General features: G+C 62.6%; 15 protein-coding genes. 2 read left to right on the forward strand and 13 right to left on the reverse strand.

Features of this window, described 5'->3' with window-relative positions:
* Nucleotides 1–20: 20 nt before the first annotated feature.
* From HB630_RS07925 to HB630_RS07965, 9 genes are all read right to left on the reverse strand, one after another.
* Nucleotides 21–1,499, reverse strand: coding sequence for an amino acid permease (locus HB630_RS07925; protein WP_213771512.1), 1,479 nt, complete (start codon nt 1,497–1,499; stop codon nt 21–23).
* 93 nt (nt 1,500–1,592) lie between these two features.
* Entirely contained in the window at nt 1,593–2,297 is a 705-nt protein-coding gene (locus tag HB630_RS07930; protein WP_213771514.1) for an ABC transporter ATP-binding protein, read from the reverse strand.
* 4 nt (nt 2,298–2,301) lie between these two features.
* Nucleotides 2,302–3,069, reverse strand: a complete 768-nt coding sequence (locus tag HB630_RS07935) for an ABC transporter ATP-binding protein (RefSeq protein ID WP_213771516.1) — start codon at nt 3,067–3,069, stop codon at nt 2,302–2,304.
* The gene (locus tag HB630_RS07940; RefSeq protein ID WP_213771909.1) at nt 3,062–4,051 is read right to left on the reverse strand and encodes a branched-chain amino acid ABC transporter permease; all 990 of its coding nucleotides are present in this window, start codon (nt 4,049–4,051) and stop codon (nt 3,062–3,064) included. The genes HB630_RS07935 and HB630_RS07940 overlap by 8 nt, the downstream gene beginning before the upstream one ends.
* Nucleotides 4,052–4,065: 14 nt before the next feature.
* A complete protein-coding gene (locus tag HB630_RS07945; RefSeq protein WP_213771518.1) occupies nt 4,066–4,950 on the reverse strand; it encodes a branched-chain amino acid ABC transporter permease in 885 nt (294 codons plus the stop codon).
* Between the two features lie 54 nt (nt 4,951–5,004).
* The gene (locus tag HB630_RS07950; protein WP_213771520.1) at nt 5,005–6,258 is read right to left on the reverse strand and encodes an ABC transporter substrate-binding protein; all 1,254 of its coding nucleotides are present in this window, start codon (nt 6,256–6,258) and stop codon (nt 5,005–5,007) included.
* Nucleotides 6,259–6,323: 65 nt separating this feature from the next.
* On the reverse strand, nt 6,324–8,717 hold the full coding sequence (locus HB630_RS07955) for a xanthine dehydrogenase family protein molybdopterin-binding subunit (RefSeq protein ID WP_213771522.1): 2,394 nt from the start codon (nt 8,715–8,717) through the stop codon (nt 6,324–6,326).
* Nucleotides 8,714–9,208: a (2Fe-2S)-binding protein gene (locus HB630_RS07960; protein ID WP_213771910.1), complete on the reverse strand. Its 495-nt coding sequence runs from the start codon at nt 9,206–9,208 to the stop codon at nt 8,714–8,716. The genes HB630_RS07955 and HB630_RS07960 overlap by 4 nt, the downstream gene beginning before the upstream one ends.
* Before the next feature lie 2 nt (nt 9,209–9,210).
* On the reverse strand, nt 9,211–10,089 hold the full coding sequence (locus HB630_RS07965; protein WP_213771524.1) for a xanthine dehydrogenase family protein subunit M: 879 nt from the start codon (nt 10,087–10,089) through the stop codon (nt 9,211–9,213).
* Nucleotides 10,090–10,272: 183 nt separating this feature from the next.
* Here HB630_RS07965 and HB630_RS07970 point away from each other — a divergent pair, with 183 nt between their 5' ends.
* Nucleotides 10,273–11,379: an LLM class flavin-dependent oxidoreductase gene (locus HB630_RS07970; RefSeq protein ID WP_213771525.1), complete on the forward strand. Its 1,107-nt coding sequence runs from the start codon at nt 10,273–10,275 to the stop codon at nt 11,377–11,379.
* Nucleotides 11,380–11,422: 43 nt separating this feature from the next.
* Nucleotides 11,423–12,298 carry a polysaccharide deacetylase family protein gene (locus HB630_RS07975; protein ID WP_213771527.1) on the forward strand — a complete coding sequence of 292 codons (876 nt, stop codon included), beginning with the start codon at nt 11,423–11,425 and terminating at the stop codon, nt 12,296–12,298.
* A gap of 25 nt (nt 12,299–12,323) precedes the next feature.
* On the opposite strand, the gene HB630_RS07980 is transcribed toward HB630_RS07975, so the two are convergent.
* The 4 genes from HB630_RS07980 to HB630_RS07995 are packed head-to-tail and all read right to left on the reverse strand — an operon-like array spanning nt 12,324 to nt 15,314.
* On the reverse strand, nt 12,324–13,007 hold the full coding sequence (locus HB630_RS07980) for a TetR/AcrR family transcriptional regulator (protein ID WP_213771530.1): 684 nt from the start codon (nt 13,005–13,007) through the stop codon (nt 12,324–12,326).
* A complete protein-coding gene (locus tag HB630_RS07985) occupies nt 13,004–13,576 on the reverse strand; it encodes a flavin reductase family protein (RefSeq protein WP_213771532.1) in 573 nt (190 codons plus the stop codon). Before HB630_RS07985 ends, HB630_RS07980 begins: the two co-directional genes overlap by 4 nt.
* A 10-nt stretch (nt 13,577–13,586) precedes the next feature.
* On the reverse strand, nt 13,587–14,804 hold the full coding sequence (locus HB630_RS07990; RefSeq protein ID WP_213771534.1) for an acyl-CoA dehydrogenase family protein: 1,218 nt from the start codon (nt 14,802–14,804) through the stop codon (nt 13,587–13,589).
* 9 nt (nt 14,805–14,813) lie between these two features.
* Nucleotides 14,814–15,314: a VOC family protein gene (locus HB630_RS07995; RefSeq protein WP_213771535.1), complete on the reverse strand. Its 501-nt coding sequence runs from the start codon at nt 15,312–15,314 to the stop codon at nt 14,814–14,816.
* Nucleotides 15,315–15,440 lie beyond the last annotated feature (126 nt).

Raw genomic sequence — 15,440 nt, forward strand, 5'->3', positions numbered from 1 at the left:
GCCTCCGCCCAACATGCGGCTTAACGATTGGCGATCCGGCTGTGTCTGGCGCCGTAGCAGAAATAGATCGCCAGGCCGATCGCGAGCCATATGCCTAACCTGATCCAGGTGTCCGCCGGCAGGCCGAACATCAGGAACACGGATACGATCGCACCGCCAGGCGCGACGATCCAGATCGCGGGCGCCCTGAAGGGACGAACCATTTCCGGCTCGGTGATCCGCAACGCCAGCGTCCCGATCGAGACGACGGTGAACGCGAACAGCGTTCCGATGCTGACGAGTTCTCCGACCAAACCGATCGGCAACAATCCGGCAAGGACCGCCGCGACGATTCCCGTCGCGATCGTGGCCACATAGGGCGTGCGGAAGCGCGGATGAATCCTTGCGGCCGCGGGCGGCAGCAATCCGTCATGCGCCATGGCGCGAAGGATCCGCGGCTGCGCAAGCAGCATCACCAGAATGACCGAGGTCAGCCCGAACACGATGCCGAGCTTGATGAGCGGAGAAAGCCAGCCGACGCCCGCGGCGTCGATCCCGACCGCGATCGGATCCGGAACGTTGAGCCGGTCGAACGGCACGATGCCTGTCAGGATCAGTCCGACCGCGATATAGAGCACCGTGCAGATGGCCAGCGAGCCCAGAATGCCGATCGGCATATCGCGCATCGGCACCTTGGCCTCCTGCGCGGCGGCCGCGACGGCATCGAACCCGATATAGGCAAAGAACACCACCGCCGCGCCGCGCAGCACGCCGGACCAGCCGAACATGCCGACCCCGGCATTGGGGGGAATGAAGGCGCCGTCCGGATTGCTCGGCGTCACCCAGTTCGCCGCGTTGAACGCCGGCGCCGCGCAGACGATGAAGAGCGCGATGACAATCAGCTTCACGACAACGATCAGGCCGTTGAACCTTGCCGACTCCCGGATGCCGATCACCAGCAGCGCCGTCATCAAGACGATCACCAGCATGGCCGGCACGTTCAGGACTGCGCCGGTCGAGGACCAACCGTGCCGGGCGGCGTCGAAGGCCAGCGGCGACGATACGAACCGCTCGGGCAGAGCGAGCCCCAGATCCCTGACGAAACTCACGACATAGCCGGACCAGCCGATGGCGACGGTGACCGCGCCAAGCGCGTATTCGAGGATCAGGTCCCAGCCGATGATCCACGCCACAAGCTCGCCCAGCGTCGCATAGGCATAACTATAGGCGCTGCCGCTGATCGGAATCGTCGAGGACAATTCCGCGTAGCACAGGCCGGCGAAGGCGCAGGAAACCGCGCCAAGCAGAAAGGACAGCGTCACCGCCGGCCCTGCATTGGCCGCGGCGGCATGCCCGGTCAGCACAAAAATGCCAGCGCCGATGATGCCGCCGACGCCAAGCCCGACCAGATTGAGCGCGGACAACGAGCGATGAGGAAGATGGACGTCGCCATCGCCCCCGCCACACGCCGCTTCGTTCGCCAGTTCCGCCGTCGACTTCCGGGCCCAGAAATTCGCCAAGAATGAGCATCCCTTTGGGCAAGGCTCAAACGTGACAACGTGCCAGACAGGGCCTGATTTGCCGCTCGAACTTGCGAGTACCCGACACGTTGCTCACACCGAGCAGTAACGTTCCTTGATCTCGCTATCTGCTAGCAATTCCCGTGCCGAAGCCTGGTGTACGACGGTGCCCTGATCCAGCACATAGGCGCGGTCGGCGATATCCAGCGCCAGTTCGACATTCTGCTCAACCAGCAGCACGGTCGTTCCCTCCGCCTTCATGGCACGGAACAGCTCGAACATCTCGTCGACCAGCACCGGCATGATCCCCTCCGAGGGCTCATCGAGCATGATGAGATCGGGCTTTGAGATCATGGCGCGTGCGATCGCCAGCATCTGCTGTTCGCCGCCGGACATGGTGACGGCTTCCTGGTCCAGCCGCTCGGCGAGCCGCGGGAAAATCCGGGCGATGCCGTCGATCAGTTCCGCCTCCCGCTTCTTTTGCGGCGAAGCCACCAGGCCGAGCCTGAGATTTTCCCGCACCGACAGCCCCTGCACGATGCGCCGCTCCTCCGGCACATAGGCCAGCCCCAGGGCAAAGCGCGTATGCGCCGGCTGCCCCATGAGCTCGCGGCCCTTGAACAGGACCGAGCCGCGCGTCTTGTCCAACAGACCCATCACCGATTTCAGCGTCGTGGTCTTGCCGGCGCCGTTGCGCCCGATCAGGCATACGATCTCGCCCTTGGCGACTTCGATGGAAATGTCCTGCAACACATGGCTGGCGCTATACCAGGCGTTCAATTGGCTGATCCGAAGCATCCGCTCAGTGCTCCCGCTGGCCAAGATAGACCCGCTTCACCGCCTCGTTCCGGCGCACCTCGGACGGCGTGCCTTCCGCCAGCAACTCGCCGTGATGCAGAACCAGGATGCGGTCGCTGATCCCGAGCACCAGCTTCATCTTGTGCTCGACCAGGATGACCGTGCGCTCGCTGGCGAGCTTGACGATCAGATCCATCATGGTGCGGGTTTCTTCCGGGCTCATGCCGGCGGTCGGCTCATCCAGCAGCAACAACCGCGGCCGGCTCGCCAGCGCCATCCCGATCTCGAGCGCCCGCTGTTCGCCATGCGCCAGCGTCTTCGCCGTTCGTCCGCGCGACTCCCACAAGCCGACCAGCGCCAGCAATTCGTCGGCCTGCTCGGTCAATTCGCGCAGCCGCGCCCGCGGCCGCCAGATGTCGTAACGCGACACCAGCGCCTGAAGTCCAACCCGGACGTTCTCGCGCGTGGTCAGTTGCGGAAAGACATTGGTGATCTGGAACGATTTCGCGACGCCCATATGCGCGAAGCGATGCTGCGGCAACCCGGTGACGTCGCGGCCTTCGAACTCGACGCGGCCGCTGGTCGGCCGCAGCGCGCCGGACAAGAGATTAAAATAGGTGCTCTTCCCTGCCCCGTTGGGGCCGATGATCGAGGTGATCGCGCCTTCGGGAAATTCCGCCGAGATGTTGTTCAGCGCGACGAATTTGCCGAATATCTTGCCCACCCCCCTGGTGCGCAGGATCACCTGCCGCTGCTCGCTGGATTCAGTCATGCTTGGCCCGCCGAATCAGCGTCCCCCAGATGCCGGCCGGGAAGAACAGCACGCAGATCATGAAGATGGCGCCGACGACGAGCTGCCAGTGTTCGGTCCACAGCGAAACTATGTTCTCTAGCAGCAGAAACACCGCCGCGCCGATCATCGGCCCGAAGAACGTCCCCATGCCGCCGAGCAGCGCGATCATCACCACGATTCCCGAAGTGTCGTAGTGCAGGATCTCGATCGGTACGATCGACCAGTGCAGCGCCTGCAACGCGCCGGCCAGCCCGCAAAACCCGCCGGACAGGATGAAGGTGATCAGGCGCGTCGCGGTGACGTCATATCCCGAGGCTCGCGCCCGCGCCTCGTTCTCGCGCACCGCTTCGATCACGGCGCCGAACGGCGACGCCAGAATCCGCGACAGCACGAAAAAAGCCGCGATCACGAAGGCCGCAATCACGTAATAGCGGATCAGCGGATTGATGAAGTCGAGCTTGAGTCCGAACAGGTCGATTTCGCGCACATTGATGCCGCGAAGACCGTTCTCGCCGCCGGTCCAGCCGACCGCCTCATAGAACAGATAATAGACGCATTGCGACAACGCCATCGTGACCATCGCGAAGTAAATGCCGCGGGTCCGGATCGCCAGCGCGCCGATCGCGGCCGCCATCACCAGGCCGCCGCAAATGCCGAGCACAATGGCGACATACCACGGCAATCCGAAATGCACGATGGCGATACCGCAGAGATAAGCGCCGGTTCCGAACAGAGCGGCATGCCCGAACGACAGCAGGCCGAGATAGCCGTAGACCAAGTTGAAACCGAGCGCGTAGAGGCCGTAGATCAGGATGTTGGCAGCCAATGCCGTGAACGGCATGACCAACGGGAATGCAAGCACGGCCAGGCCCGCGATACTGGCACGGTGCGTGGTGGCAAACGCGAACCAGCTCACCGGCGTGGCTTGTGGCCGCTGCAATGGCTGGGTCATTTCATTCACGCTGGATTGCATTTTCAACTCATCAATCCGGCGCGGCCGAAGAAGCCTTGCGGCCGGACGATCAGGACGATCGCCATCAGCGCGAAGATCGACACCTTGCCCATTTCCGGCGCGAACAGCGAGGTCATGCTGACGACGACACCGACCAGAAGCCCCGCCAGCACCGCACCGCCGATCGATCCCATGCCGCCGACGACGGTGACGACAAAGGCTTCGGCGAGGATGGTGCCGCCCATTTCCGGGATGACGCCTTGCAGCGGCGCCGCCAATAATCCGGCAAGGCCGGCAATCGCGGTCCCGATGCCAAACACGATCAACCAGACCTGCGCGACATTGACGCCAAGCACGCGAACGATCTGCGGATCGCGCGCGCCGGCGCGGATAATCAGGCCGAAGCTGGTCCTTTCCAGAAACAGCCAGAGCGCGAGCAGCACGACCGCGGCGGCGCCGATCACGAACAGCCGATAGAGCGGAAAATAGCCGACGCCGATGTCCACCGCACCCTGGAGAATATCGGGCGTATCAAAGGGAATGCCGGTCTTGCCGAAGGCGATCCGCACCAGTTCGACCATCACATAGCTGAGGCCGAAGGTCAGCAGCAGCGGATAATCCATCCCCCGTCCGTAAAGCGGCCGGATCAGGAAGCGTTCGACGACGAGACCGATCAGGCCAACCGCCAGCGGCACCGCGATCAGGCAAATCCAGAAATTGCCGCCGAGCATCAGGATGTAAACCCCGACATAGGCGCCGACCATGTAAAATGCCCCGTGGGCGAAGTTGACCACGGTCAGCATGCCGAAGATCAAGGATAGACCGATCGCGAACAGCACATAGATCGCGCCGAGCGCAAGGCCGGCAAACAACTGCAATGCGATGAGATCAAAGCTCAAACCGTCCATGCGCGCTCCCCAAAGAGCGATACGCGCCTCGAAGGCGCGTACCCGTTGACCCCATCAGGCCTTGTGACCCAGCTCTTCACAGCTGCGCAGATTGGCTTCGCTCGGCTCGTCGGCGCCGATGATCTCGAAGACGTCGGATTCGTTGCGCAGATCCTTCGACTTCGACTTGATGACCAGCACCGACTGGACCGACTGATGGTCGCATTGGCGATAATATTGCGGTCCCTTGTAGAAATCGTATTTCAGCGCTTCCAGCGCCGCGATCACTCTGTCGGTGTCGGTGCTGCCGGCATTCTTGACGGCCGCGAGCACGGTGCGGACGCCGCCATAGCCGAGCGCGCCGTAGTCGGACGGCAGCTTGCCGTCATACATCTTGCGGAAGGCGTCGTTGAAGGCCTTGGTGGAAGCGAATTTTTCCTCAAGGCCCCAGTAGAATGAGCAGCCGCCGATCACGCCTTCGAACGCCTGCGGCCCCGCCGCGACCCGGCTTGCGTGCGAGAGCAGCGGCGCGATGATCTGCGTGGTCTTCTTGACGCCGAAATCGGTCGCCTGCTTCAGCGCGATCTGCTGATCACGTCCGAAATTGCTGATGCAGAGGATGTCGGGCTTGAGCGACTGAATGCGCGGCAACAGCGTCGAGTAATCGGTGGTGCCCAGCGGGTGCCGGATATCTCCGAGGTTCTCGATGCCGAAGGTCTTGCCGACATCGAGAAAGCCGCGGACCATTTCGTGACCATAGGCATAATCCGCGGTCAGGAACGCGACCTTCTTGCCGAATTTCGGAAAGGCGTAGCGGCCGACCGCGCCCGCGGTCATGTGCGGGTTCAATGCTTCGTGGAAGGTGTATTTGCTGAAGTCGGCCGCTTCGTTGATGGCGTCGGACTGGCTGATCGAGTTGAAGATGACGCCGCGCTCCTTGGTCACGTTGTTGATCGCGAGTTGCACCGCGGCCGAAAGGCTCCCGACGACGAAATTGACCTTGTCCTTCTCGACCAGTTCCAGCGTGCGGGTCGCCGCCTCGCCGGGATTGAGCTTGTCGTCTCGCACCAGCAGTTCCGCCTTGCGCCCGTTGAGGCCGCCGCCGTCGTTGAATTCGGCAATCGCCAACTGCGCGGCCCGCACCTGATCCTGGGCCTCGGTGCCGTAGGGCCCGGTCAGCGGCACCGGAAAGCCGATCTTGATGGTGGCTTCTTCCGCCTGCACAAGGTTGATGCGAAACGTCGAGGCGGCGAGTGCGGCTCCCGCGCTAACCGTTGTCAGAAGACGGCGGCGGGAAATCGATCCGAATGCGGTGATGCTTCGTGCCATGTTGTCCTCCCTGGGTATTTTATGATTTTGTTTGTTATAATCGATCTTGTCGGCGGCGTCCTTGCTCAAATTCGCCGCAGCGCGGTCAGGATCGTCTGCGGCGTCAATGGAATTTCGGTGATCGTGGCGCCGAACGGCCTCAATGCATCGTTTACGGCGTTCGCGACCGCAGCAGCGGCTCCGGCGGTGCCGGCCTCGCCTGCGCCCTTCGCCCCCAATTCGGTCTCGGCAGTCGGCGACACCACGTGACCGATGTCTATATCCGGCATCTCGCCGGACATCGGCACCAGATAATCGGCCATATTGGCATTGGTGAGCTGGCCGCGCTCGTCGTAAATACATTTCTCGAACAGCGCAGCGCCCAGACCCTGGACGACGCCGCCCCTGATCTGCTCGTCGACCAGTTGCGGGTTGATGATGGTGCCGCAATCCTCCACCACCCAGTGCTTAAGCAGCTTGACAAAGCCGGTATCGGTATCGACTTCAAGCCACGAGGCCTGAATGCCGTTGGTGAAGGCGAAGGGATAGTCGCGCGGCACGAAATGGCGCGTGGCCATCAGTTCGGGCTGAATGCCCGGCGGCAGCGTGTCGGGACGGAAATAGACGATCCGCGCCAGTTCGCTCAATTCGATGCGCGTCGATCCGTCGCCTGCATTGACGATCGCATTGTTGACGATATCGAGTTCGGCCGGCGTCGATTGCAGGATGGCGGCCGCAACGTCGAGGATATTACTGCGCAGCGCCTTGGCGGCCTGAAGCGCGGCCTCGCCGCCGATTCCGGCGCCGCGCGAGGCCCAGGTGCCGCCGCCATAGGGCGTGTTGTCGGTATCGCCGAGAATGACGCGGACGCGCTCCATCGGAACACCGAGCACGCTGCCGACGATCTGCGCGGTGAGCGATTCCGATCCCTGCCCCTGCTCGGTGATGCTGGTCTGGCAGATCGCCGCGCCCGTCGCATCCATCCGCACCGCGACGCCGTCCTGCGACGAGATCCGCGCGCCGCCGACGCCGTAAAATGCCGCGCTCGGATTGGTGATCTCGATGAAGCTCGCAATGCCGATGCCGCGGTGAATGTTCTTCTTGCGTAATGCCGCCTGCTCGGCACGCAAGCCATCGTAATCCATCATCGCCATCAGTCTGTTGAGCGCGGCGTGATGCGACAATAGCTCGAACTTCAGGCCCGAGGGCGAAGCACAGGGATAGGCGTCATCGGGAACCAGGTTGCGGCGGCGGATCTCAACCGGGTCCATGCCGATTTTAGCGGCCGCCAGATCGACCAGCCCTTCCGTCACCGAGCACGCCACCGGATGACCGACGCCGCGGTACTGGCACATGACGTTTTTGTTCTGGAACACGACGCGGGTCCGCGCGCGATAGTTCTTGGCGACGTAAGGGCCGCCGACGAGGTTGACGACCTGATTGGCCTCGATCGCGCTGGTGCGCGGATACATCGAATAGGGGCCGATGCCGGTGAGATCGTCGATCTCGAACGCCGTGATGGTGCCGTCGCGCTTGACCCCGATCCGGCCCCTGCAAAGGTGATCGCGGGCGTGAATGTCGGTGTTGAAGCTCTCGACCCTGTCCGCGACATACTTGACCGGCCGGCGCAGCAGTTTCGACAAGGCGTAGGTCGCCATCTCGTCGGCATAGACATGGACCTTGATGCCGAACGAGCCGCCGACATCCTTGCAGACCACACGAACCTGCGAATCCTGAAGCCCGAGATGCAGCGCCGCGATGTTCTGCACCATATGCGGCGCCTGGGTGCCCTGATAGATTGTCAGCCGCGCCTCGGCGGCGCTCCAGTCGGCGACCACCGCGCGCGGCTCCAGCGTGACGCCGGTGTGCCGTCCAAAGACGAAATCCGCCTCCACCACTTCGTCGGACCCGGCGAAGGCCTGATCGACGGCGCCGGCGTCGAGATGGCGCTCGAAGGCGAGATTGTCGCCAAGCGAGGCGTGAATGACCGGGGTGCCCGGGTCGAGCGCGGTGCGCATATCCGTCACCGCCTCCAGCTCTTCATATTCGACCGCAACCAGTTCAGCGGCGTCCTCGGCCACCGCGCGGCTGGTCGCGACGATCGCGGCGACCGCCTCGCCCTGCCAGCAGACATGGTCGATCGCGATCGCGTGCTGCGGCGCCGATTTGAGGCCCTTCATGTGCGAGAGCACGCCGACCCAGGGCGTGATGACGGCCGACAACTCCTTGCCCGTTACCACCGCGATGACGCCGGGAACCTGCTTGGCTGCGACAGTATCGATCTCGATGATCCTGGCATGGGCATGAGGCGAGCGCAGATACACCACCTGCACCATGCGCGGCAGCACCATGTCGCTGACATATAGCCCGCGCCCCTGCACCAGCCGCTCGATGTTCGGCCGCGGCACCGTCTTGCCGATATAGGAATTTGGCCGGTCCAGCACCGAGAGGCGTTCGGAATGCGTTGCCGCCGTCGTCATGATGGGCGTTCCATGCGTGTACGCGCCGTGGCTTCGACCGCATCGACAATGGCCTGATAGCCGGTGCAGCGGCAGTAATTTCCAGAAAGATGCTCGCGGATCTGCTCGCGGCCGGCTTCCGGATGCTGCTTCAACAGGTCCTGCGCGGTCATCAGCATTCCCGGCGTGCAGTAGCCGCATTGCAAGGCGTTGCGCTGGCGGAAGGAGGCCTGCAAATCGGCGATCTCGCCGGAGTCAGATAAGCCCTCGATGGTTTCGACCGAGGCGCGATGGGTTTGCACCGCCAGCATCAGGCAGGAACGCACGATGTCGCCATTGACGCGCACCGTGCAGGCGCCGCAGACGCCATGCTCGCAACCGACATGCGTTCCCGTCAGGCTCAGATGTTCGCGCAAGAAATCCGCAAGGTTGAGTCGCGGCAGCACTTGCGCCTCGACGGGCTCGCCATTGACCTGGAGCGAGATCGGCACCAGCACGATGGGCGCCTCCATTGTCACGCCGGCGCTCCGCTCAAATCCGGACGGCCGAGCAGCGCGGAAACGCCGCGCACCAGAAGCACCCCGGCCAGATGCCGCCGCATCGCGGCGGACGCCTGCTGATCCTCCTGCGGATCAAGTTCTTCGCCGAGCGCCGCCGAGGCCTCAGCCAAGATTACAGGTGTGATCGCGACATCGACCAGTCTCGCGGCCACCTTCGCCAGCAGCGGACGGTCACCGACCGCAAAGAAGGCGATACGCAAATCGGCGAACACGCCGTCTCGCACGACCGCCTGCGCCGCCGCGCCGACGATGGCATAGTCGCCGTGCCGCCGTGCAAATTCGTGAAAGAAATGGGTAGAGTCTTTCCGCGCGACCGGGACTTCGACGGCGACCAATAGTTCCTGCGGCGACAGCGCCGTCTCGTAAATCCCGGTGAAAAAATCTCCCGCCGCGATGCGCCGCTCACCGGGCTGACCGCGAACAATGATGGTTGCCTTCAACGCCAGCATGCAGGCCGGCAGTTCGGAAGCCGGATCAGCATGGGCCAGGCTGCCGCCGATCGTCCCCCTGTTGCGGATCGCGGGATGCGCGACATGGCCGATCGCTTCCGTCAACAGCGGCGCATGCGCCGCAATCTCGGGCGACTGCAACAGATCCACATGACGCGTCAGCGCGCCGATCCTGAGCACATCGCCTCGCAGCACTATGCCCCTGAGCTCGGCAAGATCGCCGATATCGACCAGCAGTTCCGGATTTATCAAACGGAGGTTCATCGCGGGCATCAGGCTTTGGCCGCCCGAAAGCACCTTCGCGCTGTCGCCATGCGCGGCGAGCAAATCCAGCGCGTTTGCAACGCTGGTTGCGCGTGCGTAGCTGAAAGCCGAGGCTTTCATCCGACGTAACCTCCCCGGCCAATTTCAGGCGTGTTTCTTTTGATTAGAAGACGGGGACTCTTAAAGGTCAAGTTTGTTTATCGAACGATTATTTGAGATATATTCGACTTTCGGACATGTCATGGTAACGAAAACGCGCGCGGTGCAATCCGCGGCAAAAAACGGCCCAGGGAGGACCAACTCATGAAACTGGGTTTCTTTACGATGCCGATCCATCCGCTTGAGAAGGATTGGCGCAAGTCCCTCAAGGAGGACCGCGAAGCCTTCGTGCTGGCCGACGAGCTTGGCTTCACCGAGGCTTATGTCGGGGAACACGTTACCGACAGAGCCGAGAACATCACCTCCTCGATCGCGTTTCTGGCCTGGGTGGCAGCGGCCACCAAACAGATCAGGCTGGGGACCGGCACCCTCAACATGCCGAATACCCATCCGGCCACGGTCGCGGCCTCGATGGCGATGCTCGATCACATGCTCGACGGACGGCTGATTTTCGGCATCAGTCCCGGCGGGCTGCTGTCGGATGCGGAGATGTTCGGCAACCTCGCGGCCAATCGCAACGAGATGTTTCTCGAAGCGATCAACCAGGTGCTGGCGATCTGGTCCGGCGAAGCGCCCTACAATATCGAAGGCAAATACTGGAACCTCTCGACGCAGAAAACGCTGATGGCGGAGGTCGGCCAGGGCTATATCGCAAAGCCGTTGCAGCGGCCGCATCCGCCCATCGTCGTGACCGCGGTCGCGCCGTTCTCGAAGGGCGTCGAGGAAGCCGCCGCCCGCGGCTGGAATCCCATCTCCGCCAATTTCCTGATGCCGGCCTGGGTGAAAAGCCATTGGCCGAGATATGCCGAAGGCTGCAAGCGCGGCGGGCGCGCGGCCGACCCTGCGAACTGGCGCGTCGCCAAGAGCGTTTTTGTCGCCAAGGACGCCGCGACGGCCAAGGCCTACGCCACCGACCCGAACGGCCCCTATGTCTATTACTACCGCTCGCTATACACCAAGCTGAAGAAGAACGGACGGATCGAACTGTTCAAGACCCGCCGCGACCAGCCCGACGAAGAAGTGACCCTTGAGAATGTCTGTGACCGATTGATCATTTACGGAACGCCCGATAGCGTTGCCGACCAGTTACTGGCTTTCCAGGACGAGGTCGGCAGCTTCGGCACGCTGCTCTATGCCGGCAAGGACTGGAAAGATCCCGAACTCGCTCGCCAGTCGATGATCCTGATGGCAGAAAAGGTCCTGCCGCGGGTCAATGCAGGCGCGGCGAAACGGTCCACCGCCGCGGAATAGTCCGCGGCCATTCGAGAAGTTTTTGACATTAAAAGGTTTTGACGTGGCTCTTAGCGATCGCATTCCCTACCAGGCGCAAATCGACCGGCCCAGGCTCCGATTGCCGGGCGGCAAGAAACTGGCCGTATGGGTCATTCTCAATGTCGAAGAGTGGCGGATCGAGAACGCGATGCCGCGAACCGTGCTGAGCCCGCCGATGGGCCAGCCGATGCTGCCGGATGTGCCCAACTGGTCCTGGCACGAATACGGCATGCGCGCCGGCTTCTGGCGGCAGCTCAAGGCGCTGACCGATCGCAACATGCCGGTGACGCTGGCGATCAACGGCAATGTCTGCAACTCCTACCCGCGCGTCGCCTCCGCCGCGCGCGAAGCCGGCTTCGAGTTCATGGGCCACGGCTTTCTGCAGGGCCCGATGCACAAATTGGAAAACCAGGCCGATGCGATCAAGCGGGCGGTCGACACCATCGCGAAATTCGCCGGCCGGCCGCCGCGGTCATGGGAAAGCCCCGGCCTGACCGAGACCGAGGAGACCATCGATCTGTTGCGCCTCAACGGCATCGAATATCTGGCCGACTGGGTGATCGACGACCTGCCGCAGGACATCGCGACGCCGCACGGCGTGATCACCACCGTTCCCTATTCGGTCGAAACCAACGACATCGTCATCCACGCGCTGCAACATCTTCCGTCCGAACAATTTTTGAAACGCTGCACCGACCAGTTCGACCGGCTCTACCTCGAAGGCTCCACCAATGCGCGGATCATGGCGATCTCGATCCATCCCTACATCACCGGCGTCCCGCATCGCATCAAATATCTGGAAGCGCTGCTCGACTACGTCATCGGCCATGACGGCGTCGCGCTGATGACGGCGAGCGAGATCGGCGACTGGTATCGCGCGGAAATGGCGAAACTGTAGCCGGAGACGGCTGCACGTCAGCAGCCTATACTGGCAGTTTCTCCGGCGTTCGTTGCGTGGCGGCGGCGGCAAACACCTGCTGGAAGCCGGCCAGAAAGGCATCCACGGCATCGCTGATCATCTGCTCCTTGTCTTCGAGCACCGGCGATTCGTAGATGTATTTGCGAACGCCGTAATAGAAAATGCCGCTGTGGAATACCCACGCCATTTCCAGTTCGGCTGCCGTCGGTTTACCCCGCGCCGGACGTCCCGCTTCATGCCAGCATTCTCTGACGATACGGGTCAGGATCGTGTCCCCGACCATGCCGACATACCAGCGGTTGATATCGAGCCCCTTCAGGCCCGAATAGAAATAAATACGGAGCCATTTACGCGTGAAGATGACCTTGGTGTAGGCGCTGTAGAATTCCTTGAGCCGGCTGCGAAGCGGACGGGAACGGTCGGCCAGCAGCCTGTCCCAGGCGGTATCGAACGGCTCGAGATAGACCGTGCGATAGACTTCCTTGATGAGGTCGTCCTTGCTTGGGAAATAGCGGTAGAGCAGCGGCTGGGTGACGCCAAGCCGGCGCGCGAGATCGCGGGTGGCGCCGCCAAATCCCTCTTCGGAAAAGAATTCGGTCGCCTTGGCGACGAATTCCTTGCGGCGGTCGTCCGGGGAAAGCCGCTTCTGCTTGGTACGCCCACCCTTGGGCAGGGCCTTCCTGCTCATGACGACCTGTCGGATCCGGCAACGCCGTCAGGCGGGATAAATCGCCCATAGCCGCCGCGCACGAACAACAGCGGCTCCTGCCGGTTATACGCATAGGCTTCCACCGCGCCGAGAAAGATGATGTGGTCGCCGCCATAGTACCGGTCGGCCGCGCGGCACTGGAAGTTCGCCACGCAGCCGGCGATGATCGGCGCGTTGCCGAGCCCCGGCGTCCATTCGACGCCCGCGAACTTGTCCTCCGACGATTTTGCGAACTTGTTCGAAAGCGCCTGCTGCGAAGCGCCGAGGACGTTGACGGCGAAATGGCTGGCGTTCTGGAATATGCCGACGCCTTGCGAAAACATCCCCAGGCTCCAGAGCAGCAGCGGCGGATTGAGCGACACCGAAGCAAACGAGTTGCAGGTCAGCCCGTAAGGCTTTCCGTCGGCGGTAGCAGCCGTAATGATGGTGACGCCGGTGGCAAAGGTGCCGAGCGCGTTGCGAAAATCACGGGGATCGATCGGCGAATTATCGCTCGCCAGTTCAGCGGCCGGATCCGGATGTGCTGGATGCTTGGGTGCGTCGGTCATCCCGTGTTTCTCAAAGTGTCAGGTTTTCCGATGGCAGGCCAAGGGCAACGCGGCCGTAATTGGTGCCGGCCGCATCAAAATTGAAAGCCAAATGAGCGTTGATCGCGTGCGCGTCGCGGAACTGGCGTTGCAGCGCGCCCGAGATGAACAGGCTACGCGCGCCGCTCGCCGCGAACAGAAGCGAAACCGCTTCGGTGCAAAGATTGACCGAGAAGGCACCATCGCGCCGCAGCCGCGTCTTCGCCGCCATGTGAGGAATGTGATTGCGCCGCGCGTCCGCCATCGCCGCGATGCAGTTCGAGCGCATCACGAGCCGCGCGGCGTCGACCTTGGCGGAGGCTTCCGCGATCTTGATCTGCGTGATCTGCATGTCGCCGACCTTGGCGCGGTTATAGGTCGAGGCGCGATGCCGCGCGATCTCGACATAGTCGTCGAGGCAGGCCTGCGCGTTGCCCAGCGCCACCCCGGACAGCACATAGGGAAACAGCGAAAATACCGGCAGCGCATAAAGCGCGTTGGGATTGACCGTGCTTCCCGGCGTCGGGCCGCCGGCGAGGTCGCTCGCCGCGACCGACATATGCTCCGCGACGAAGGCGTCCTCGACTTCGACATCGTTGGATCCGGTGCCGCGCAGTCCGGCCGCGATCCAGGTATCGTTCACCTTGTAGTCACGCTTGTTGAGCAGGAAAATCCGGTATTCGATCCCGTCGGCTTCGTCATCCGAGGAGACCACGCTGGCGAGCATGTTCCATTCGCAGGACTCGACGCCCGACGAGAACGGCCAGCTCCCGCTCAACACATAGCCGCCATCGACCTTGCGGGCGCGTCCGGCGGGGAAGATGAACGAAGACGCGATCAGCGCGTTGACGTCCCTGTTCCAGACTTCGTCCTGGGCGCGCTTGTCGAACATGCCCAGCATCCAGTGATGGCTGGCCAGATTGGCGAAATTCCACGCCACCGATGCGTCGCCCTGCCCGAGCGCGTCGGCGCAATCGACCAGCGCGACATAATCGAATTCGGAGCCGCCCACCCGCTTCGGCTGCACGACCCGGAACAGGCCGGCATCATGCAGGTCGCGCTCGGTCTCCGGCGGCAGACGCCGCAATTCCTCGGTCCGCGCCGCGCGATCGCGCAGCTTTGGAATCAGCGCTTCCGCTCGCGCGATCATCGCGGCATAGGCGCCGTCGTCTCCATCCGTCGCGGAGGACTTGCGATCGACGCTTGCCATGCGTCCTCGCTATCCTGCCCGCTGCCGCGCGCGCTTGAGATGCGGCCGATCCAGATAGAGCGAGGCGGCAAGCCCTTCCGAATCCTGCTCGGCGAACTCCGTCAGTAGTTTCATCTCGGGAATGCGCGAGCGGTCGAGGGTTTCGACATCCGGCCAGTCGATCTCGATCAAATTGCCGTCGGGGTCACGCAAATACATTTGCACGCAGCCGTCCGGAAGTTCGTTCACCGGATTGCGGAACGCTTTCGAATCCAGGGCGCCGATCGCCTTGGCGGCGTCATAGGCAGCATGGAAGTCATCCACGTCGACGGCAAAATGCTGATAGACCGGAACGCGGTCTTCAAGTTCGAAGAGGTGCAACTGAAGATCGCCGCAGCGGAGATATTTGGTCTTGAAACCGAAATTGTAGCTTGGGATGACCTCCATGCCCAGCACGGTCTCGTAAAACCTGACCGACTCGGCAAGGTCCCTGGTGCCGATCGACAGATGGTTGAAGCCGGTAACCTTCATCGCTCGCCTCCCTTGAAAACATTTTGCATTGCACTGCAACGTAGCCAACTGACGCGACCTTGCCCTTGTTTATCGCTTGATCACTAGTTATTCAAGGCGCGGCCCGGTTTGGATCGCAGCCGTTCC

Source organism: Bradyrhizobium sp. dw_78, from assembly GCF_018449525.1.
GTDB lineage: Bacteria > Pseudomonadota > Alphaproteobacteria > Rhizobiales > Xanthobacteraceae > Bradyrhizobium.

Excerpts from the sequence above, each read along its gene's own strand:
- HB630_RS07930 (WP_213771514.1), bottom strand. The coding sequence starts at position 2,297 with ATGCTTCGGATCAGCCAATTGAACGCCTGGTATAGCGCCAGCCATGTG.
- HB630_RS07935 (WP_213771516.1), bottom strand. The coding sequence starts at position 3,069 with ATGACTGAATCCAGCGAGCAGCGGCAGGTGATCCTGCGCACCAGGGGG.
- HB630_RS07945 (WP_213771518.1), bottom strand. The coding sequence starts at position 4,950 with ATGGACGGTTTGAGCTTTGATCTCATCGCATTGCAGTTGTTTGCCGGC.
- HB630_RS07950 (WP_213771520.1), bottom strand. The coding sequence starts at position 6,258 with ATGGCACGAAGCATCACCGCATTCGGATCGATTTCCCGCCGCCGTCTT.
- HB630_RS07955 (WP_213771522.1), bottom strand. The coding sequence starts at position 8,717 with ATGACGACGGCGGCAACGCATTCCGAACGCCTCTCGGTGCTGGACCGG.
- HB630_RS07960 (WP_213771910.1), bottom strand. The coding sequence starts at position 9,208 with ATGGAGGCGCCCATCGTGCTGGTGCCGATCTCGCTCCAGGTCAATGGC.
- HB630_RS07965 (WP_213771524.1), bottom strand. The coding sequence starts at position 10,089 with ATGAAAGCCTCGGCTTTCAGCTACGCACGCGCAACCAGCGTTGCAAAC.
- HB630_RS07970 (WP_213771525.1), top strand. The coding sequence starts at position 10,273 with ATGAAACTGGGTTTCTTTACGATGCCGATCCATCCGCTTGAGAAGGAT.
- HB630_RS07980 (WP_213771530.1), bottom strand. The coding sequence starts at position 13,007 with ATGAGCAGGAAGGCCCTGCCCAAGGGTGGGCGTACCAAGCAGAAGCGG.
- HB630_RS07985 (WP_213771532.1), bottom strand. The coding sequence starts at position 13,576 with ATGACCGACGCACCCAAGCATCCAGCACATCCGGATCCGGCCGCTGAA.
- HB630_RS07990 (WP_213771534.1), bottom strand. The coding sequence starts at position 14,804 with ATGGCAAGCGTCGATCGCAAGTCCTCCGCGACGGATGGAGACGACGGC.
- HB630_RS07995 (WP_213771535.1), bottom strand. The coding sequence starts at position 15,314 with ATGAAGGTTACCGGCTTCAACCATCTGTCGATCGGCACCAGGGACCTT.